Origin of the sequence: Polaribacter sp. Hel1_33_96 (genome assembly GCF_002846595.1) — a bacterium.
Lineage (GTDB): Bacteria > Bacteroidota > Bacteroidia > Flavobacteriales > Flavobacteriaceae > Polaribacter.
The window spans coordinates 446990-468188 of record NZ_PJMV01000001.1; the positions used below are offsets into that span (position 1 = coordinate 446990).

Here is a 21199-nt window from a genome sequence, read left to right on the forward strand (position 1 = left end):
ATGAGCTTAAAACAAAACTTACATATTTTAAAAGAGAAATATAAAGGAACTAAAATGGCGCCTGCATTTAATGCAATCCATACCTTTTTATATTTACCAAATGAAGTGACTCACGGAGGAACTCATATCAAGGCAGCAGATGATTTAAAGCGTACAATGAATATTGTAATTATGGCTTTGGTTCCTTGTTTGTTGTTCGGAATGTTCAATGCAGGATATCAACACTATGCAGCAATAGATGGTTCTTTAAGAACGAATGTATTAGCAAATTTTTTTACGTTTGATAATTTCTGGATTGGAATTATAAAAGTACTACCATTGGTGATTGTTTCTTATGGAGTGGGACTTTTAGTTGAATTTATTTTCGCAGTTATAAAAGGACACGAAGTAGAAGAAGGATACTTAGTAACGGGAATGTTAGTGCCATTAATTGTACCTATAGACACACCGTTATGGATGTTATCAGTTGCAGTGGTATTTGGTGTTGTTATTGGTAAAGAAGTATTTGGAGGAACAGGAATGAATATCTTAAATCCTGCTTTAACGATTAGAGCATTTTTATTCTTTGCGTATCCAACTTGGATGTCTGGAGATAAAGTATGGGTATATGATGCAGTAAACAGAACGGGAACAGCAGATGCTATTTCTGGAGAAACAATTTTAGGAAGTTATGCTCAAAACCAAGAAGTAATTTATTCTAATTGGGATAAATTTGCAGGTTTTATACCAGGTTCTATTGGAGAAACTTCAACCTTGTTAATCTTATTAGGAGCTGCGATCTTAGTTTTTACAAAAATTGGAAGTTGGAGAATTATTCTTTCAACATTCATAGGAGCTGCGGTAATGGGAATGATTTTTAATCAAATTGTAGCTGCTGATATTATTACAGAATCTAGTAAGTTCTACGGATTAATGAATACTGTTTGGTACGAACATTTAATGATTGGTGGTTTGGCTTTTGGAGCCGTATTTATGGCTACTGATCCAGTAACAGGCTCGCAAACAAATAAAGGAAAATGGATGTATGGTTTCTTAATAGGTTTTATATCTATCATGATTCGTGTATTTAATCCTGCATATCCTGAAGGTGTGTTTTTAGCAATTTTACTAATGAATGTATTTGCGCCAACAATAGACCATTATGTGGTTCAAGGAAATGTAAAGAAAAGATTAAAACGTACTAAAGTTAAAACTGCCTAATTATGAGTAAGAGAACAGATAGTAACAGTTATACAATGATTTTCGCCATAATTATGGTGTTGGTCGTAGGTTCTTTGTTGGCTTTTATGGCTTCGTCATTAAAACCAAATATTGACGAGAATAAAAGAATAGAAAAGCAACAAAACATCCTTTACGCGTTGGGCGTAAATGAGAATGAAGGGACAAGTGCAAACTTTATTTCTACAGACGTTGCAGGAGCAGCATTTTCAGAATACATTACAAAGCAAATTGAAGTTCAAGGAGGTAAAGAAGTTGAGAATTCAGATGCTTACTTAATTGATATTAAAAAACAGCAAACTTTAGCTAAACAAGGAAAACAAAGAAGATTGCCTTTGTTTGTTGGTAAAAATAAAAATGGAGATGTTCTTTATGTTGCACCAATAAGAGGAAAAGGACTTTGGGATGCCATTTGGGGGTATGTTGCTTTAGATGAAAATATGATTGTACAAGGAGCCTATTTTGATCATAAAGGAGAAACTCCTGGTTTAGGTGCAAACATAAAACAACGTTATTTCATGGACGATTTTATTGGTGAGCACTTGTTGTCAGCATCTGGAGATTTTAAAGGAATTAGAGTTGCCAAAGGTAACAATGATCCAAAGAATGAAGATAAAACAGATTACGAAGTAGATGCAATTGCTGGTGCTACAATTACTGGTGATGGTGTTTCTGCAATGATAAAGAAAGACTTGGCAATGTATGTGCCATATTTTAAAACATTAAAAAAATAATTTATGGGACTTTTATCAAAAAAAGACGCAAAATTAATTACAGATCCATTAGCAGATAACAACCCAATTACTATTCAAGTATTAGGTATTTGTTCTGCATTGGCAATTACGGCAGAGCTAGAAGCTTCTATTGTAATGTCTATTTCTGTATTATTTGTGCTAGGTTTAGGGAATGTTGTTATTTCTTTAATGAGAAATATTATTCCATCAAAAATTAGAATTATTGTACAGCTAATTGTAGTTGCAACTTTAGTAATTATTGTTGATTTAGTGCTAAAAGCATTCGCATACGAATTAAGTAAAACATTGTCTGTATTCGTAGGGTTAATCATAACGAACTGTATTATTATGGGGCGTTTTGAAGCTTTTGCTCTAGGAAACGGACCATGGAAATCTTTCTTAGACGGAATTGGAAACGCTCTAGGATACGGAGTTATATTAGTTATTGTAGGTTTCTTTAGAGAACTTTTAGGAGCAGGAACTTTATTAGGTTATCCTGTGTTAGGGAATCCTATTCCAGGGGAATTATCAGGACTATATGCATATGGATATGAAAATAACGGATTCATGTTATTATCACCAATGGCCTTAATTGTGGTAGGACTAATTATTTGGATTCAACGAAGTAGAAATAAAGCATTAATAGAAGAAAACTAGAATTAGTTTCCAGTAGGTGTTAACAATTGGCGGTAAAAAGCTAAATAAAAAATAAAATCTGGAACTGAAAACTTAAAAATATGGAACATATAGAATTATTTTTCAAATCGATATTTATAGATAACATGGTTTTCGCAACCTTTTTAGGGATGTGTTCTTACTTGGCCGTGTCTAAAAAAGTAGCAACTGCTGTTGGTTTAGGTGCTGCTGTAATTTTTGTATTGGCAGTTACGGTGCCTTTAAACTGGTTATTAGATCAATATATTTTGCAAGAAGGCGCTTTGGTTTGGTTAGGCGAAGAATATGCAGCTTATGATTTAAGTTTCTTATCATTTATTATGTTTATTGCAACCATTGCAACGATGGTTCAATTGGTAGAAATTATTGTTGAGAAATTTTCACCATCATTGTATAATTCATTAGGTATATTTTTACCATTAATTGCAGTGAACTGTGCTATTTTAGGTGGTAGTTTATTTATGCAATCGCGAGAAATACCAACATTAGCCTTATCATTAACGTATGGTGTAGGATCTGGAATTGGATGGTTTTTAGCAATTTTAGCAATTGCAGCAATTCGTGAAAAAATTCGTTACTCAAGTGTGCCTCCAGCCTTAAGAGGTTTAGGAATTACATTTATCATTACAGGTTTAATGGCCATTGGTTTTATGAGTTTTGGTGGAATGTTAACCGGTGGAGATGAAGAAAAGAAAGAAACGCCAAAAGTAGAAGCTAAAGTAAAAGAAGTAAAAAAAGAAGACGCTAAAGAAATTATAGCCGAAAACACAAATACAAACAATCAGTAATATGATATTAGCAGCAGGTACTACAGGAACTATTATAGCAACAGTAGCAGCGTTTTTAGCTATTGTGTTATTATTAGTAACATTATTATTATTTGTAAAACAAAAATTATCTCCATCAGGTCCAGTAACATTGACTATTAATGGAGAAAGAAAAATTGAAGTGGCTTCAGGAAGCACACTTTTAACAACATTAGGTGCAGAAAAAATATTCTTGCCATCAGCTTGTGGTGGTGGAGGTTCTTGTGTTCAATGTGAATGTCATGTAAACTCTGGTGGAGGTGAAGCTTTACCTACAGAAACGCCTCACTTTTCTAGAAAAGAATTAAAAGAAGGAGTTCGTTTAGCCTGTCAAGTAAAAGTGAAGCAAGATATGGATATTTCTATTCCAGAAGAGATTTTTGGAATTAAGAAATGGGATGCAACTGTAGTAAGAAATTATAATGTTGCATCATTTATTAAAGAATTTGTTGTGGAAATCCCAGAAGATATGGGGTATAAAGCAGGTGGGTATATTCAAATTGAAATTCCTCCTTGTGAAGTAAAGTTTGCTGATATGGATATTACAGCACATCCAGAAGAGCACGATACACCAGATAAATTTAAAGCAGAATGGGATAAGTTTAAACTGAGACCATTGGTAATGAAAAATGCAGAAACTGTAGAAAGAGCATACTCTATGGCTTCATATCCAGCAGAAGGAAGAGAAATTATGTTAAATGTACGTATTGCTACACCACCTTTTGATAGAGCAAAAGGCGGATGGATGGATGTAAATCCAGGAGTAGCTTCTTCTTATATTTTTAACTTAAAGAAAGGAGATAAATGTGTAATCTCTGGTCCTTATGGAGAATTTTTCATTAACGAATCTGAAGCAGAAATGTTATACGTAGGTGGTGGAGCAGGAATGGCACCAATGCGTTCTCACTTATATCATTTATTCAGAACTTTGAAAACAGGAAGAAAAGTAACTTATTGGTACGGAGGTAGATCGAAGGCAGAGTTGTTTTATATCGAGCATTTTAGGGCTTTAGAAAAAGATTTCCCTAATTTTAAATTCTTTATCGCATTGTCTGATCCTTTAGATGTTGACAATTGGAAAGTGAAGAAAGATATTAATGACACTGAAGGAGATGGTTTTGTTGGGTTTATACACAATTGTGTAATCGAAAACTATTTGAATCATCATGAATCTCCAGAAGATATGGAATTATATTTCTGTGGACCACCATTAATGAACAATGCAGTTCAAAAAATGGGTGAAGATTTTGGTTTAGCAGATGAGAACATTCGTTTTGATGACTTTGGAGGTTAGAAAATCTCACACTATAATATTAAAACCGATGCAATTTTGTGTCGGTTTTTTTGTGAATTTTTTATATCGTATTTTTGAGCGTAATTCAAATTTTAGAATGAAAAGTATCCAAAAAATATTAAAAAAAAAGAAGTATTTTAAAGTAAAATTAAAAAGAATTGCTACTAATCATTTAGAGTTAAAAGCGAAAATAAATGGTGTAAAAGGACGTTTTATTTTAGACACCGGTGCTTCAAATTCTTGCGTAGGTTTAGATAGAATTGAATATTTTAATTTGGATGCTCAAGAAAGTGAAACCAAAGCTGCGGGTGCAGGTGCTACGGATATGGAGACGCTACAGTCAGAAAACAATTCACTTAAAATTGGGGATTGGAAAACAAATAAATGTCATTTAGTTTTGTTTAATTTATCACACGTAAATAAGGCTTTAACACAGCATAATGCGAATGAAGTTCACGGTATTATAGGCGCTGATATTTTAGAGAGTGGTAAAGCATTCATAGATTATAAACAAAAAATTTTGTATTTAAAAAAGTCAAAAAAATAAACGGGAGAAGTGTATCTTTGATATCTTAAAAAAACGAAAATATGAGTTTGCAAAAACAAGTAATGGATAAAATGAAGGAAGCAATGAAAGCAAAAGATACAATTGCTTTACAAGCTTTAAGAGCTGTAAAATCTGCTTTTCTATTGGCAAAAACGGAAACTGGTGTGCAAGCGGAATTGACGGATGAGCAGGAAATTAGAATTATCCAGAAACAAGTGAAACAAAGAAAAGATAGTGCAGCTATTTTTATAAAACAAAATAGACAAGATTTAGCAGATCCAGAATTGGCTGAATTAGCAATTTTAGAACAGTTTTTACCAGAAGCATTATCTGAAGAAGCAATTGAAAAAGTTGTTTTAGAAGCTATTACAAGTATGGGTGCAGCAGGAATGAAAGACATGGGTAAAGTAATGGGAATGGTTTCAAAACAATTAGCCGGTCAAGCAGATGGTAAAACGATTTCTGCATTGGTAAAAAAGAATTTGATTTAAATATAATTAATTCCTGTTTTTCCAGGAATTAAATTAGGCCCAGTAGTTCAACTGGATAGAATGTCAGATTTCGGCTCTGATGGTTGGGGGTTCGAATCCCTTCTGGGTCACCATATAATTGCCTTAAAACGTTATGTTTTGAGGCTTTTTTTTGTTTTAAAGAATTTGCAGAAAAAAATAATCCTTAGTAAGATACTACCAAAATAGTTTTTCTTAAATGATATAAATCAGCTTTAAATACCTGCTTTTTTATGAAATTTGGTTCAACATTAAAACTAATATTATGAAGAGAACAACTCCAATATCAGAAATTATGACAACAGAGGTAGTTACTTTAAATGTTGCTGATAGACTAGAAACTGCGGAGAAATTATTTAAAAAATATAAAATTAGGCATATTCCTGTAGTCAAAGATAAAGCTGTACTGGGTATGTTAAGTTACACAGATCTTTTAAGAATTAGTTTTGCGGATGTTTCGGATGATGAAACTAGTATAGATGCCTTTGTGTATGATATGTTTTCTATTCAACAAGTTATGGCTAGAAATTTATTCATGGTGGCACCGAATTCCACGATTAAAGAAGTGGCGGAATTGTTATCTAAAAAAGAATTTCATGCCTTACCAGTTGTTGAAGATAACGAGTTGGTTGGTATTGTTACCACTACAGATTTAATTAACTATTTAATAGCGCAATTGTAGCTTGTAAATATTGAGTTCTTGAGGAGAGGTTTTTTTAAAATCTTTTTTTTCTTGTATTAGTTGGTAATAATTATAGAAAGATCTATGGGCTTTTTTGATTTACAAAATAAATGAAACACTTCTAAAATCAAAAAAAAATAAAAATGATTTCTTTTAATTTTAAGAATATTCAGAGGTTAATTCATCTATAATGAAGCCGTCTTCTAAAGTTTGTATAACACCCATTGCCGCTCTTTCTCCTGATATCATTGCCGCATTTAAAGAGCCATTTAGTAATTGATCTCCAGCTAAAAATATAGTAGATTTTAATTTGGTTTCAGTACTAGAAATTTCATATTCTAGATTTTTAATATTGGGTAATGCTTTTTTTATTTGATATCTTTTTAAAAATTTTGTTTCGAAAATATTACAGTATTTTAATAATTCTTCTTCAACTTTTTTAATCAATTCATCTTCTTTTAAGTGGTGCTTTTTTACTATGGTTACAGAAAGTAATTCTTTGTTTCCTTTTGTTGCTGTGTTGATACTCGTTGGGTAAAAGATATTGTTAATGAAAGCATTTTTATCTGCAATTAAACCAATTAAAGGTTTTTTAATCGATTTTACGGGAGTTTCAAAATATAAAGTATCACAACTTTTCCAAGCTGTTTCTTGATTTTTAAGATTAGAAATAAAATGACTTGCATCTGTGGCAATGATAGTAATATGGCTTTTAATTGCTGCAGTATCAACTAAAGTAATTTGATTATCTTGAACTTCTTGAACTTTTGAGTTGAATAAAAAGGTTGTGTTTTTTAAATTTTCTTTTAGTTGATTTGAGATGGCTTGCATGCCATTTTTTGGAATAACAGCGAATCCTTCACCAAACATTTTATATACAAACTCAAACATTCTGCTTGAAGTTTCTAAATTGGGTTCTAAAAATATGCCGCTAAAAAAAGGTGTAAAAAAGGATTGAATCAGTTCTTCTGAAAAGCCAACACCTTTTAAATATTGAAGTGTAGTTTTTTCATCTTCTTTAAAGATCGTATCAATTTTCTTTTTCTTTAAAAGAATATTTAGTTTTAGGATTTTTATTTTATCAGAAAAAGATCCAATAGAAGAAAATAGTGTGGGTAACAATAAAGAAAAAGAACGCAAAGGATCTCCAATTGTTTGTGACTTTCCATTTTTAAAAATGGTAGCACCTGGCAGTAATTTTTGTACTTCTAGCGCATCAAAATCTAAATATTTTTTTGCTGCAGGATAAGAAGTCAATAATACTTGAAAACCATGATCTAACGTGTACCCATCAATAATATCAGATTTTACACGTCCGCCAACAGAACTAGAAGCCTCAATAATTGTTGGATGATAACCATAATTTTCTAAAACTTGTGCTGCTATTAAACCACTAATTCCTGCACCAATGATATGTATTTTATATGCTGATTTCTCCATTTTCGAGGGCTTTTAATTTTTCTTTTTTCTTCAGGTAAGAAGCAATAATTCTTTGAACATCTCTATTGTCTTTTTTGGGTGTTACAAAAAATTGATACTCTTCTGGAGTTTTTAAGACTTCATCTTGAGATGCATCTAAATAACCAATTCCTTTGTAAATTCCATCTAAAATTAAAGCAAAACCAACTTCATTTTTAGTTCTACCTTTTTCTTTGATGACTAAATTTTCGGCACCAATGCCAACCGATTTTATGGCTTCTCTTACTCTTACATTATAATTTTCTACAGTTTCCTTATCACAGCAAATACCTTTACATTCTTTTAATTGATAATGAAAGCAGCTAGAAACATTGGTTTGTAAATGACAGTATTTGGGACACAATTCAAACTCAGCACACAAAGATTCCAAATGAGTTCTACATTCGGCCACAGAATAGTATTTCATGATTGCATTTGGAGCTAATTTTAATCGATTATACGCCAAATGAATGATTCCTTTTTGATCTTCATAAGAAAATAGACCAACGGCTTCTCCTGCTCTTCTTTGAGCTCTGTTAAATTTTGGATATATATGTTTTATTTCTGAGGACTCTAGTAATAATGCCAGTAATTCGCTACCTGTTTTTGTAAAAGAGACATCAGCGGTTTCTAAACACATGGTTTGTTCTTTTTTCTTTTTATCATAAAAATGACTGATAACCCGTTGCTTTATATTATTGGCTTTGCCAACATAAATAACTTCCTTTGCTAAATTTTTAAAGTAATAAACGCCAAATGTTTCAGGTAATTTATCAACTACTATTTTATCTAAAAGAGGGGGTAAGGTTGCTTGTCTAGATCTTGGATTTAAAAAAGAATTGATGGTGAAATTATCATCTCTTTCAAGTAATCTTCTAAACAATTCAACCGTAGCTTCAGCATCTCCTTTTGCCCGGTGCCTTCCATTTATGGAAATATTCTCACCACTGCAAATATTACCTAAACTATAGGAAGGTAATCCCGGAATTATTTTTCTTGTTAAGCGAACAGTGCAAAGCTTTTTTCGTTTAAAATCGTATCCTAGACTCTTAAACTCTGCTTGAATTATATTGTAGTCAAAGTTTACATTATGGGCAACAAAAATAGTGCCTTTTGTAATTTCTTCAACCTTTTTTGCAACTTCATAAAACTTGGGTGCATTTCTAACCATGGCATTTGTAATGCCTGTGAGATTGGTAATAAATGTTGGAATATTTTGTTCAGGATTTACCAAGGAAGTAAATTCATCAACAATCTTTTTTCCATCGAAAATTAAAGCAGAGATTTCAGTTATTTTCTGACCTTTATAGCCGTTTCCGGTGGTTTCTATATCTACTACAGCGTATAACAATTAGGCAATTAAGTTTTTTAAGTCAGCAATAGTTTCAGTAGGGTTTTCTGCACCAAAAACATAACTTCCAGCAACCAGAACATTCGCCCCAGCTTCAATTAAAGCATTTGCGTTTTTATCTGTAACTCCGCCGTCAATTTCTATTTGACAATCAGATTTCGTAAAATCTATTAAGTGTCTTAATTGACTTACTTTTTTGTACGTGTTTTCAATAAAAGATTGTCCTCCAAAACCCGGATTTACACTCATGATGCAAACCAAGTCTAATTCAGAAATTACATCTTCTAAAACTGCAATCGGTGTGTGAGGGTTTAAAGCAACACCTGCTTTCATTCCTGCAGCTTTTATGGATTGTATCGTTCTGTGTAAATGCGTACACGCTTCATAATGTACGGTTAAAATAGTAGCTCCTAAATCTGCAAATGTTTGAATGTATTGATCAGGATTTACAATCATTAAATGTACGTCAATTGTTTTTTTAGCGTGTTTGGTAATTGCTTTTAAAACAGGCATTCCAAATGAAATATTAGGCACAAAAACACCGTCCATAATATCAATATGAAACCAATCTGCTTCACTGTTATTGATCATTTCGATGTCTCTCTGTAAATTGGCAAAATCTGCCGCTAAAATTGAAGGTGCAATTAAATTACTCATTAGTTTGTTGTTGTGTTTTATTGTTGTTGTAAAAATAGGGATATAAAATAAAAAACTCCCGAATTAAATTCGAGAGTTTTACAAGTTTTATTTACAATAATGACTACCCAAGGTACGTCATTAAAATTTTACTTCTAGACGTATGTTTTAATCTTCTAATTGCTTTTTCTTTAATTTGACGGACACGTTCTCGAGTTAAATCAAACGTTTCACCAATTTCTTCTAATGTCATTGGTTGGTGTTCTCCTAAACCAAAGTATAGTTTTACAACATCTGCTTCACGCGGCGTTAATGTTTCTAGTGCTCTGTTAATCTCAATTCGTAAAGATTCATGTAATAAAACTTTATCAGGATTTGGAGATTCTCCAGAATTCAATACATCATACAAATTAGAATCTTCTCCTTCAATCAATGGTGCATCCATAGATACGTGACGTCCAGAATTCTTCATAGATTCTTTTACATCATTAACAGTCATGTCTAATTTCTTAGCAATTTCTTCAGCACTTGGTGGGCGCTCATTTTCTTGCTCTAAGAAAGCATACATTTTGTTAATTTTATTGATAGAACCAATTTTATTTAACGGTAAACGTACAATTCTAGATTGTTCTGCTAATGCTTGTAAGATAGATTGACGAATCCACCAAACCGCATAGGATATAAATTTAAAACCTCTCGTTTCATCAAAACGTTTTGCTGCTTTAATTAAACCTAAATTTCCTTCGTTTATTAAATCGGGTAGTGTTAATCCTTGATTTTGATACTGTTTAGCAACAGATACAACAAATCTTAAGTTGGCTTTCGTTAATTTTTCTAACGCTCTTTGATCACCAGCTTTAATAAGCTGTGCTAATTCTACTTCTTCATCAGCAGTAATTAAATCTACTTTACCAATTTCTTGTAAATACTTGTCTAATGATGCAGTTTCTCTATTGGTAACCTGCTTGGTGATTTTAAGTTGTCTCATCTAATTCTCTATTACTTTTTAAAGGATTAATGTAATTGCTACAATTCATTATACGTAAGAACTTTTATAAATGTTACAAAAGTTGTAAACTTTTTTATTTTTTTTCTTAAAAGTGACAAATAGCCTTTCCATCGATTCAAAACTACAGTTTAACTTATTTTTTAATACGCACGTGACTTATTTCTTTCTTTTGTGTATAAAGTAGAATGAATTGTGAAATCTATTAGTGCTTATAACTTTACAGACGAAGAATTGGTTTTTAAAATAGTTGAAACAAATAGTTGTCAATTACTCGCCTTATTGTATGGTAGGTTTTATAAAGCAATTTATAATAGATGTTATGGTTTTTCTAAAAATAAAGAGGAAGCAGAAGATTTAACACACGATGTTTTTATTCGTTTATTTACAAAACTTAAAACATTTAAAGGAAATTCTAAGTTTTCTACTTGGTTGTATTCATTTACTTATAATTTTTGTGTAAATTATGTGCAAAGAAATGAATATAAGAAGAAAGAAAAAGTGACACTAGTTACAAGTCAAATAAAAGAAGAGGATGCTTCTGAAGATACAGATGATACAAAATTGTTTCAGTTAAAGTCAGAAAAATCAGAAAGAGTATTGGCTTTAATAGCGGCAAAAGAGCGAATGATTCTGTTAATGAAGTATCAAGATGATTTGAGTATTAAAGAAATTTCTGAAAAGTTAGAAATTGGTGAAAGTGCTGTGAAAATGCGTGTAAAGAGAGCTAAGCAAAAAGTTATTTGCTTATATAAAGAATTTTAAATAAGAGTAATTATTTTAAAGAGATTATACCTCAATATGAGATGTCAGAAGTTATTGAGCCAGGGCGTATTTAATTTAATCAAGTTCCTTAAATAACAAGCTGAATTGTTTCTTATAAAATATCCAAATATCAAAGCTACCTTTTAAGTAGAAGTATTTGAATTATTAAATTGATTTTTTGTCAAAATTAAAAAATAAAGTAGTTATTCTGATGATAGATTTTTTATGAAGAAAAACAATGAAAAGAAGGCAGTTTGGAGTATGCTTTTTTCTTTAGAATTGACCAAATATTTTTTGGACAACCTATAAGTTATGTCTAAAGGTGCTTTATATTAGATGAATAGTAATTAATCTACTATATTTGCAAAATCTTAGCGCGGTAGTATTTGCTTTTTGTTAAATAAATAGTATTAAAACGTTATTGTTTTAGACATCAACAGCAGGTAAAAAATGAAATGAATCGTGATGGTTTTTAGGCATCATCACTTAATAAGATAATAATAGTTCCTAGTAAGGCATTTACAGGATCTAAAATAGAAGTATGAAGTTTATACTCTATCAAAATTTGATAGGAAGTTGGGGGACTAACTATCATGAGTGATTTTATCACAAAAAAAGAGACCGTGCTTAACGGTCTCTTTACTTTTTTATACTATTGATTTATTAAAATAAACCATGAATTTGCGAATCAATTCTATCGATTATATAACCTAGATCTTCTTGATTTGTAACAAAATCTAAATTATCAACATCAATTACTAGTAACTTTCCTTTTTTGTAAGTAGAAATCCAAGCTTCATAGCGCTCATTTAATCTGCTTAAATAGTCAATACTAATTGAGTTTTCATAATCTCTACCTCGTTTATGAATTTGCCCAACTAAAGTAGAAATATCTGCTCTTAAGTAGATTAATAAATCTGGAGGAGAAACCAAGTTTTCCATTAAATCGAACAAAGAACTATAATTATTGTAATCTCTATTGGTCATTAGACCCATTGCATGCAGATTAGGAGCAAAAATATGAGCATCTTCATAAATGGTTCTGTCTTGTATAATATTTTTGCCAGATTCTCTTAATTCTAATATTTGACGAAAACGACTGTTCAAGAAATAAACTTGTAAGTTAAAAGACCAACGCTCCATTTCTGAATAAAAGTCGTCTAAATAAGGATTTTCATCTACAGATTCAAAATGTGGATTCCATTTATAATGTTTGGCTAAAAGTCTAGTTAGTGTGGTTTTACCGGCACCAATATTTCCTGCAATTGCAACGTGCATATTTTAAATATTCTAAAATTAAAACTAGCTATAAAGGTAGTGAAAAATATAGTGCGCAGAAAGACTAACAAATTAATTTATATCCAAAACCTCTAATATTTATAATTTGAATATTTGTATCTTTCTTTAACTTTTTTCTAAGTTTACTAATAAAAACATCCATACTTCTTGCGTTAAAGAAATCATCATTTCCCCAAAGTTTGTTTAGAATAAAAGTTCTATCTAAAACTTCATTTTTCTTTTCAAAAAGATAAAAAAGTAGTTGTGCTTCTCTATGCGTAAGTTGCTCAATTTCTAAAGAATTTTGAAGTGTTTGCTTGGTTAGGTTAAAGGAATAATTACCTATTTTAATGGCATCAACATTCGTTTTAATTTCAATTCTATTTAATAAAGATTTGATTCTCACAATTAATTCTTCCATAGAAAAAGGCTTTTTTAAATAATCATTTCCTCCATGATTAAAACCTTCCAATACATCTGAAGTTTGCGATTTTGCTGTTAAAAAGATAATAGGAATTTTTTTGTTTTCTAATCTAATTTCTTTTGCTAATGTAAAACCATCTTTTAAAGGCATCATTACATCTAAAACCAAAATATCTAGTTTTTCTTTTTGATATATTTCTGAAGCTATTTCGCCATTTTCTCCATGAAAGACAATAAAGTCTCTTGATTCTAAACTCTCTTTTACAATCATTCCTAAACTAGCCTCATCTTCTGCTAAAAGCACTTTTATTTTATTCATTAGGAATCGTTATTTTAAAAATAGTTTGTTTCTTATCCGAAGAAATAGAAATACTACCTTCATGTTTTTCAATGATTTTTTTGCAATAATACAGACCAATTCCGAAACCTTTAATATCATGCGTGTTTCCTTTAGGAACTCTGTAAAATTTATCAAATATTTTTTCTTGTTGATTTTTTTCAATGCCAACTCCGTTATCAGCTACTGTAATTTCTATCGAGTTTAAAGTTGAGTTTATATTTATTTCAATTTTATCACCTCCATACTTTACAGCATTATCAATCAAATTAGAAATCACATTTTCGAAATGAAAAACATCAACATTTGCATAACAAGGTTGCAAGTTTGTAGAAAATGAAAGTTCCTTTTTATGGGTTAATATTTGATGTTTAGAAACCAATCTTTCTGCCAGATCAATTAGATCAATACTTTCTTTTTTGAGTGCTAATTGTTCACTGTCTAACATGGCTGTTTCTAATAATTTTTCAACCATTTGATCTAGTTTATTTATCTGAATAGAGGACAAGGAAAGATATTTATGCGTCTTTTCTCTATCTTCTAAAACATTAAAATTTTTAATTGCTTCAATAGCTGCAGAAATAGTAGCAATAGGAGTTTTAAACTCATGCGTGATATTGCTTATCAAGTCGTTTTTAATGGTAGCTAATTCTTTTTGTTGATTGATAATTTTTAGTAAATAAAACAAAGAAGAAATTACAGCTAAAGACAATAAAAGTGATAGAGTAATACCAAAAAAACTTCTTTTTAAAACTTCTGAGTTTAGATGGTTATAGCGTAATTTAATTTCTTCATTTTTCTTTACATAGGTGGATTTTGAGGAGAGACTTTTTGTGAATTTTTTAATAGGTAAAGAATCGTTAGAGGCATAAAAGAGCGTGTCATTTTTTAGATGATTAATTTTATAATCTATCGGAATTTTCTTTTCTAAAAGCTGATTTTTAATCAAAGAATCCAATTCTTTATAAATGATTGCATTCGATGTTATGGAGAAAAAAATAGGTTTTAATTTCTTAATTAATTGTAAACTATCAGCATTTTTTTTATTTGTAAAATTTTTTATTTTAGTTGCAATTTTTGAAGCTTTCTCCTCTGTTTGTGCTTTTATTTTAGGTTTTTCATTAAAGAGTTCTTTAAAGTGTGTTACCATCGAGTCTTTCTGGACTTTTGTGAAATTTTCATCCAAATTAATAGAAATATTTTCTATAGTAAAACTAGGTTTAATTTCATGAGATTTTACAGAGTCTTTCATTTTAGCTAAATTGGTGTCTTTTGAAAACATCTCCAAATTAATATTGTCGGTGAGGAAGCTATCGCCTGATTCTGGTGTTAAACCTATAATTGTAGTAAATTTATTTTTAGCAATTTTAGCATAATATTCTTCAATTGCATTATCTAAACTTAATTGAATTTCATTGGTGACTAAACGCTTGTTTTCTTCGTAATTCTTGTAATTCCAATAAGCTTGCACTGCAATTGTAGTAATAATTGTAATTACAATTAAATAGAGAATCCATCTATGTTTTTGCGTATTCATACTTCAAAGGTAATTTCTTTTTTTAATAAATAAAAAGCGTTAACACTCGTTAACGTTCGTTAACTAAGAAAAGGTTCTTTATGTAAGATATTTGCAGTGTCTAATTTAAACACTATAGTTATGAAACAATTTTTTACAACTACATTTTTACTAATTTGTTTTTCTATTTCTTCTCAAGTAGCTTCTTCTAAGGTAGATAAAGAGGGGAATAAATTTACAGTACACACTATTAAATATAATGTCAATTCTCAGGAAGATCTAAAAGGCATTAATTGGAATGACATGAAAGAAATTTTTAAAGAGAACAAACCAGAGGATTTAATTGAGTTTGCTTTTGAGGTTGATTTACCAGAATCTAAAAATAAATTTAAATCTTCTATGAAAGTAAGTGGGAAAACAAAAAATATTGATTCTTTGATTCATCAGATGAAAAAAGGAGCAAAAGCAATTTCTAAATTAGTCTCAAACTATAAATAATATATCTTATGAAAGTAAAATTATCCGTTTTAATCGTTTTAATTTCTCTTGCAGCAAATGCTCAAAATTTTGAAGGAAAAGCTATTTATAAAACAAGCAGTAAATCTAATATTAAATTTGGTGATGATAAAAAATCAACGATGTCTGATGATATGAAAAAACAAATTCAGGCGAGATTGCAAAAAATGAATCAGAAAACTTTTATTTTAAATTTTGATCAAAAAACGTCAACCTACAAAGAAGACATACAATTAGATGCTCCAAAACCTCAAGTGGGCGGAGCCGGGGTTATGTTGATGTCTTTTGGTGGTGCTGGAAATGGTAGTGTCTATTTCAAAAATATTAAGGAGAAACGTTTTTCGAATCAAACAGAAATTATGGGAAAACGTTTTTTAGTGAAAGACGAACTTACGGAGTACGAATGGGAATTGTCATCAGAAACAAAAAATATTGGAAATTATACTTGTTACAAAGCGACGTTTACAGAAGAAGTAGAAAATATTAGAATGACTTTTGATAATGGTGAAAGTAAAGAAGAAAAAAAGAAAGAAAAGATAATTACAACTGCTTGGTATACATTACAAGTGCCTATTAGCAACGGCCCTGGAAATTACCAAGGCTTACCCGGTTTAATTTTAGAGATAAATGATGGTAAGAAAACAATTGTATGTACAGAAATTATTTTGAACCCTGCAGATAAAATTAAGCTTCAAGAACCGGAAAAAGGCAAGGTTGTTTCACAAAAAAAATATGATGAAATTCAAAAAGAAAAAACAAAAGAAATGATGGAACGTTATAGAAGTAGAGATGGAAAAGGAATCGAAATAAAAATTGGAGGGTAATATTTTTGTGAAATGTTTAATTTTTATGCAAATTCATTAAACTTTTAAGTTTTTTTTAAGTCTTAGGGTTAGTTTTTAAGATTACTTTTGAAGAAAAATAAAATAAAAGAATATGAAATTACTATTTACATTCCTATTAGCAATGGTTACTGTTACAACATTTGCTCAAAAAGACTTTCAAGGAAAAGCTACATATATGTCTAAAACTACGATGGATATGAGTCGATTTGGTGATCAAATGAGCGAGCAGCAGAAGAAACAAATGATGGCGCGTTTCAAGAATTTTTTAGAAAAAAACTATACATTAAGTTTCAATAAAACAGCATCTTCCTTTAAAGAGGATGTGAAATTAGATGCTCCTGGTACAACTGCGCGAAGATGGGGTAATAACAATGGTCAGGGGTCTATTTACAAAAATCTGAAAGATCGCGAAATGATTGAAGATGTAGAGCAATTTAGCAAACGGTTTTTGGTTGTTGAGCAGATGGATCAACCAAAATGGGAAATGGGCATGGAAACAAAGAAGATTGGCCAATATACTTGCTACAAAGCAACGATGGTAAAAGTAGATAACAAAGTAGATTGGGGAAAAATGTTTAGTAGAAGAGGAAACAGTAAAAAGAAAGATTCTACAGAAACAGTTGATAAAAAAGAAGATGTAAAAATGTTAGCAGTAACGGCATGGTACACTCCTCAAATTCCTGTAAGCTCAGGACCAGGAACTTATTTTGGTTTACCAGGTTTAATTTTAGAAATAAATGAGGGAAGAACAACGATGTTGTGCACAGAAATTGTAATGAATCCAGCAGAAACAATAGAGATTAAGAAACCAACCAAGGGTAAGGAAGTTAACAGAGAAGAATACAACAAAATTGTAAAAAAGAAATCGGAAGAAATTAGAGAACAATTTAAAAGTAGAGGAAGAGGTGGAAGAAGATTCTAGTAACTCTAAATTAATCTGACTAAACTTAATCATTATCATATGAAAAAAATTATACTTATCACCATTTTTATGGTGTCTTGGGTTTCAACTGCTCAAATTAATTTAAGGGGTGTTGTGAAAGATTCTATTGGAAGTCCTTTAGAAATGGCAAATGTAATTGCACTAGATACAGTTGCGAAAAGAATTGCTTCCTTCGGTTTTACAGATGCCAAGGGAAATTTTAAATTGGATTTGAGAAATAATACAGTTTATAACATTAAAATTAGTTACATAGGTTATAAGGAAGTTAGCACATTTATTACGACCAAAGAAACTAACATTTCTCAGAGTTTTAACATGGTCGAAGATAAAATGTTAGACGGTATTACTATTGTTTCTAAAATGCCAGTTACTGTTAAAGGAGATACGATAATATATAATGCGGATTCCTTTAAAAATGGTTCTGAACGAAAGTTGGAAGATGTATTAAAAAAATTACCGGGAGTAGAAGTAAATGATGCTGGTGAAATTGAAGTTGAAGGAAAAGTTGTTGAAAAAATAATGGTGGATGGAAAAGAATTTTTTAGTGGTGATACTAAATTAGCCTCTAAGAATATTCCTTCTAATGCAGTAGACAAAATTCAGGTATTAAGAAATTATTCAAATGTAAATCAACTTAGTGGTGTTCAAAACAATCAAGATAGGGTTGCTATTAATATCAAATTAAAAGAAGGTAAAAAGAATTTTTGGTTTGGAGATGTAACTTTAGGTGCAGGAAATTCGCCCGATGATGGCTTATATCTTTTTCAACCGAAATTGTTCTACTACACTCCTAAATATACGATCAATGTTATTGGAGATGTAAATAATATTGGAGATGTTGTTTTAAGCAGAAGAGATGTAAGAAGTTTTGGAGGAGGCTTTCAAAGTCAGAGTCCATCGAATGGAACAAACATTAATATTGCAGATGCAGGTATTGGTTTTTTAAATGCCAGCGCCAGAAACGCAAATAGAATTGAAACTAAATTATCTGCCTTAAACTTTAGTTATTCTCCCAATAAAAAATTAGATTTAAGTGGTTTCTTAATTTGGTCTGGTAATAGTAGCGGACAAAGAAATATTAATTCTATAGATTATATAGATCCCAATACTCCAGATGATCTAGTTGATAATACAACAGATCAAACAAGTAATACGGGTTTATTTCGTTTTAGTTCAATTTATAAAAAAGACTTTAACAATCAATTAAATTATGATATTACCGGTCGTTTTTCAAATGAATTTAAAACTGAAGATATAAATTCTCGCGTTTTAAGTGACATAACAGAAACTGAAAGAGCGACGCCATTTAAAATAAATCAAAATTTAAGCTATTTTTATACGGCAAGTGAAAAAAGTATCTTCGCTTTAGAAGTGAAACATTTACTGCAAGATGAAGATCCGTTTTATGTAGCTTCATTAGAAAATGATCCAAATAATAATGATGCCATAAATCCTGAAGATAGGGATGGTTTTGATGATGCAGCCTCAACTTTAGGCTTAGATAGGTCTAATATGTTTTATAATTTAGAACAAGATAGACGTGTAAAATCAAATCAATTAGATGCAAAATTAGATTATTATTATATTTTAAATACCAAGAGTAATTTAAACTTTGTAGCTGGTACTATTTTGAGTACACAAAATTTTAATTCTAGATTTTTTCAAATTTTAGATAATGGTATTGAGTTAGATCCAAACCCTACAATTCCTGGAATCAATGATGCACAATCTACAAACGATACAGAATATAACTTTACAGATATCTATGCTGGATTGAGATATCGTTTAAAAGCTGGTATTTTTACGATTACACCTGGTTTTACAATCCATTCTTATAATTCAAAAAATACACAATATGGTACAGAATTTTTTCAAGATAAATTTGCTAAATTTTTGCCAGAATTTGAAGTTATTGCCCAGTTTAAAAGAAGCGAAAGTTTAAATTTTAGCTATAAACAAGAGGTTAATTTTACAGATGTAAACCAAATAGCAAGAGGTATTGTCGCCAATAGTTACAACTCTTTCTTTGCTGGAAACGCTGATTTAATAAATGCTAGTTTTCATAATTTGACATTAAGATATTCGAGTTTTAATCTATTTAATGCAAGTAATGTTTTTGCAAGAATAAATTATAGAAAAACTGCTGATCAAGTAAATAGAAATACCATTTTTGCACCAGGTTCGGTAGTTTCAAGTAGTACGAGTATCAATTCACCTTTGGATAATGAAAGTTTAACCGCTTTCTTTGGTCTTGGTAAAACCATTAAAAAGATTAGAATGAGATTAGGAGGTAATTTCTCCTATAACAAAAGCTATCAATTTATTAACTCTAGAGAAAATACGAACGAAAACATATCAAAAGGTTTGAATGCAAGTATTGGTACAAATTTTACAAAAGCTCCAAATGTAACATTTAGATACAGAGTTAATTTTGCAGACCAAAGTAATAGTGCCAGATCTGCAGATGTAAAATCTATAACGCATGTGCCATCTATAAATTTTGATGCATATATCTGGAATTCTTTAACAGTTCGTTCAGATTTTTCTTATAACGAAACGAGGCAAGAAGGAAATGTGCTTAATTTATTTAAAATTTGGAATGCGAAGCTAGCCTATAGAAAAAATAAAGATGCAAAATGGGAATATGAATTGGTTGGAAGTAATTTATTAGCAACAGGTTCTCAAGCTTCTGTAAATCAAAGTATTATTTCGTTCAACGTAAACGAAAGATTTATTTTGCCAAGATATGTTAGTCTTAGAGTGAGATATCAATTATAACATAATAGAACTTAGTTTTTTAAAATGGCTCAAGAAATTGAGCCATTTTTTATTTACTTTAGCAGCATGAGTTTATTAGCATCAAAATCTTCTTTTTACGCAACTTCTAAGAGTTTAGGAGCTCTTTATTTGTTCATACTTTTTGGATTATTTTTAGATAGTTTCTATATGCTAGAAATTACTGAGGATGCTCAAATTTATGCTAATATTAGTATGTTTATTGGCTTTTTAATTACTTTTTGGAAAGTAAATAGAAGAGTAAAAGAGCAAATGATTTCTGCTGTAATTATCGCAATTATAGGGGAGTATTTATTTTCAATAGTTTTAGGAATGTACACCTATAGATTAGAAAATGTGCCACACTATGTACCTCCAGGTCATGCTTTAGTCTATGTAGCTGTTTTGTATTTCTCCAAAGCAAAATCAATTATAAAAAATAGAATAAAAATAGAGCGGTTTTTGGCAATTTTCATTTTTATCTATGCGACTGTTTTCCTGGTTTTTAAAAATGATGTGTTTGGTTTTGTAATGACAATAGCAACTCTTTTTATTCTAAGAAAAAAACCAAGAGAGCGTTTATTTTATTTAACCATGTATATTTCAGTTGCTTATTTAGAAATTATTGGTACTCATTATTTGTGTTGGGAATGGCCAGCCACAGCTTGGGGAGTTTTTGATTTTTTACCAAGTCATAATCCACCAAGTGGCATTAGTTTTTTCTATTTTTTATTAGATTTAGGAACTTTGTGGTTATATAAACAACGTCATAAAATTGCTTGGTCTAGAATGAAGAATGTTAGAAAAATAAGATTAAATGATTCAAATTCTGTAGACTAAAAGCAGCATAGATTCGTTATCAATATAATTTAAACTACACTTATT

At 30.4% G+C, this 21199-nt stretch carries 22 protein-coding genes and 1 tRNA gene; 15 read left to right on the plus strand and 8 right to left on the minus strand.

Annotated elements, in window-relative coordinates; all coding sequences use genetic code 11:
• The 9 genes from ATE90_RS02000 (at position 1) to ATE90_RS02040 (ending at position 6465) form a co-directional block, all read left to right on the plus strand.
• On the plus strand, positions 1–1200 hold the full coding sequence (locus tag ATE90_RS02000) for an NADH:ubiquinone reductase (Na(+)-transporting) subunit B (protein ID WP_036783298.1): 1200 nt from the start codon (positions 1–3) through the stop codon (positions 1198–1200).
• 2 nt (positions 1201–1202) lie between these two features.
• The gene (locus ATE90_RS02005; protein WP_036783301.1) at positions 1203–1952 is read left to right on the plus strand and encodes a Na(+)-translocating NADH-quinone reductase subunit C; all 750 of its coding nucleotides are present in this window, start codon (positions 1203–1205) and stop codon (positions 1950–1952) included.
• A 3-nt stretch (positions 1953–1955) separates the two neighbouring features.
• Positions 1956–2609 carry an NADH:ubiquinone reductase (Na(+)-transporting) subunit D gene (locus tag ATE90_RS02010; RefSeq protein ID WP_036783304.1) on the plus strand — a complete coding sequence of 218 codons (654 nt, stop codon included), beginning with the start codon at positions 1956–1958 and terminating at the stop codon, positions 2607–2609.
• Positions 2610–2689: 80 nt separating this feature from the next.
• Entirely contained in the window at positions 2690–3415 is a 726-nt protein-coding gene (gene nqrE / locus ATE90_RS02015; RefSeq protein ID WP_081958134.1) for an NADH:ubiquinone reductase (Na(+)-transporting) subunit E, read from the plus strand.
• 1 nt (position 3416) lies between these two features.
• Positions 3417–4727 (plus strand): NADH:ubiquinone reductase (Na(+)-transporting) subunit F, encoded by a 1311-nt coding sequence (gene nqrF / locus ATE90_RS02020; protein ID WP_036783310.1) that lies wholly within the window; start codon positions 3417–3419, stop codon positions 4725–4727.
• Positions 4728–4824: 97 nt separating this feature from the next.
• Positions 4825–5274 carry a retropepsin-like aspartic protease gene (locus tag ATE90_RS02025; protein ID WP_036788024.1) on the plus strand — a complete coding sequence of 150 codons (450 nt, stop codon included), beginning with the start codon at positions 4825–4827 and terminating at the stop codon, positions 5272–5274.
• Positions 5275–5315: 41 nt separating this feature from the next.
• On the plus strand, positions 5316–5765 hold the full coding sequence (locus tag ATE90_RS02030; RefSeq protein ID WP_036783312.1) for a GatB/YqeY domain-containing protein: 450 nt from the start codon (positions 5316–5318) through the stop codon (positions 5763–5765).
• A 36-nt stretch (positions 5766–5801) separates the two neighbouring features.
• Positions 5802–5878: transfer RNA gene (locus tag ATE90_RS02035), tRNA-Arg, on the plus strand.
• Between the two features lie 170 nt (positions 5879–6048).
• Positions 6049–6465, plus strand: coding sequence for a CBS domain-containing protein (locus ATE90_RS02040; protein ID WP_036783314.1), 417 nt, complete (start codon positions 6049–6051; stop codon positions 6463–6465).
• Between the two features lie 159 nt (positions 6466–6624).
• Here the strand turns inward: ATE90_RS02040 and ATE90_RS02045 are convergent, their stop codons facing one another.
• From ATE90_RS02045 to ATE90_RS02060, 4 genes are all read right to left on the minus strand, one after another.
• Positions 6625–7905: an FAD-dependent oxidoreductase gene (locus tag ATE90_RS02045; protein ID WP_036783317.1), complete on the minus strand. Its 1281-nt coding sequence runs from the start codon at positions 7903–7905 to the stop codon at positions 6625–6627.
• Positions 7886–9274: an exonuclease domain-containing protein gene (locus ATE90_RS02050; RefSeq protein ID WP_101450695.1), complete on the minus strand. Its 1389-nt coding sequence runs from the start codon at positions 9272–9274 to the stop codon at positions 7886–7888. Before ATE90_RS02050 ends, ATE90_RS02045 begins: the two co-directional genes overlap by 20 nt.
• Positions 9275–9931: a ribulose-phosphate 3-epimerase gene (gene rpe, locus ATE90_RS02055; RefSeq protein ID WP_036783324.1), complete on the minus strand. Its 657-nt coding sequence runs from the start codon at positions 9929–9931 to the stop codon at positions 9275–9277.
• A 103-nt stretch (positions 9932–10034) separates the two neighbouring features.
• Positions 10035–10898 (minus strand): sigma-70 family RNA polymerase sigma factor, encoded by an 864-nt coding sequence (locus ATE90_RS02060; RefSeq protein WP_036783327.1) that lies wholly within the window; start codon positions 10896–10898, stop codon positions 10035–10037.
• A gap of 213 nt (positions 10899–11111) precedes the next feature.
• Between ATE90_RS02060 and ATE90_RS02065 the strand changes: the two genes are divergently transcribed.
• Positions 11112–11681, plus strand: coding sequence for an RNA polymerase sigma factor (locus ATE90_RS02065; protein ID WP_036783330.1), 570 nt, complete (start codon positions 11112–11114; stop codon positions 11679–11681).
• A 472-nt stretch (positions 11682–12153) separates the two neighbouring features.
• On the opposite strand, the gene ATE90_RS13770 is transcribed toward ATE90_RS02065, so the two are convergent.
• The 4 genes from ATE90_RS13770 to ATE90_RS02080 all read right to left on the minus strand — a co-directional run bounded on the left by ATE90_RS13770 (position 12154) and on the right by ATE90_RS02080 (position 15256).
• Positions 12154–12276 (minus strand): hypothetical protein, encoded by a 123-nt coding sequence (locus tag ATE90_RS13770; RefSeq protein WP_297799343.1) that lies wholly within the window; start codon positions 12274–12276, stop codon positions 12154–12156.
• 68 nt (positions 12277–12344) lie between these two features.
• Positions 12345–12959, minus strand: a complete 615-nt coding sequence (locus ATE90_RS02070) for a deoxynucleoside kinase (RefSeq protein ID WP_036783334.1) — start codon at positions 12957–12959, stop codon at positions 12345–12347.
• A 64-nt stretch (positions 12960–13023) separates the two neighbouring features.
• On the minus strand, positions 13024–13701 hold the full coding sequence (locus tag ATE90_RS02075; RefSeq protein ID WP_036783337.1) for a response regulator transcription factor: 678 nt from the start codon (positions 13699–13701) through the stop codon (positions 13024–13026).
• A complete protein-coding gene (locus ATE90_RS02080; protein ID WP_101450697.1) occupies positions 13694–15256 on the minus strand; it encodes a sensor histidine kinase in 1563 nt (520 codons plus the stop codon). The genes ATE90_RS02075 and ATE90_RS02080 overlap by 8 nt, the downstream gene beginning before the upstream one ends.
• 120 nt (positions 15257–15376) lie before the next feature.
• On the opposite strand from ATE90_RS02080, the gene ATE90_RS02085 reads away from it, so the two are divergent.
• The 5 genes from ATE90_RS02085 to ATE90_RS02105 all read left to right on the plus strand — a co-directional run bounded on the left by ATE90_RS02085 (position 15377) and on the right by ATE90_RS02105 (position 21154).
• Entirely contained in the window at positions 15377–15733 is a 357-nt protein-coding gene (locus ATE90_RS02085) for a hypothetical protein (RefSeq protein WP_036783342.1), read from the plus strand.
• Positions 15734–15741: 8 nt separating this feature from the next.
• Positions 15742–16575, plus strand: a complete 834-nt coding sequence (locus tag ATE90_RS02090; protein WP_036783344.1) for a GLPGLI family protein — start codon at positions 15742–15744, stop codon at positions 16573–16575.
• 112 nt (positions 16576–16687) lie between these two features.
• Positions 16688–17518 carry a GLPGLI family protein gene (locus ATE90_RS02095; RefSeq protein WP_036783347.1) on the plus strand — a complete coding sequence of 277 codons (831 nt, stop codon included), beginning with the start codon at positions 16688–16690 and terminating at the stop codon, positions 17516–17518.
• A gap of 39 nt (positions 17519–17557) precedes the next feature.
• The gene (locus ATE90_RS02100; RefSeq protein ID WP_036783349.1) at positions 17558–20317 is read left to right on the plus strand and encodes a carboxypeptidase-like regulatory domain-containing protein; all 2760 of its coding nucleotides are present in this window, start codon (positions 17558–17560) and stop codon (positions 20315–20317) included.
• Positions 20318–20341: 24 nt separating this feature from the next.
• A complete protein-coding gene (locus ATE90_RS02105) occupies positions 20342–21154 on the plus strand; it encodes a hypothetical protein (protein ID WP_441339155.1) in 813 nt (270 codons plus the stop codon).
• Positions 21155–21199 lie beyond the last annotated feature (45 nt).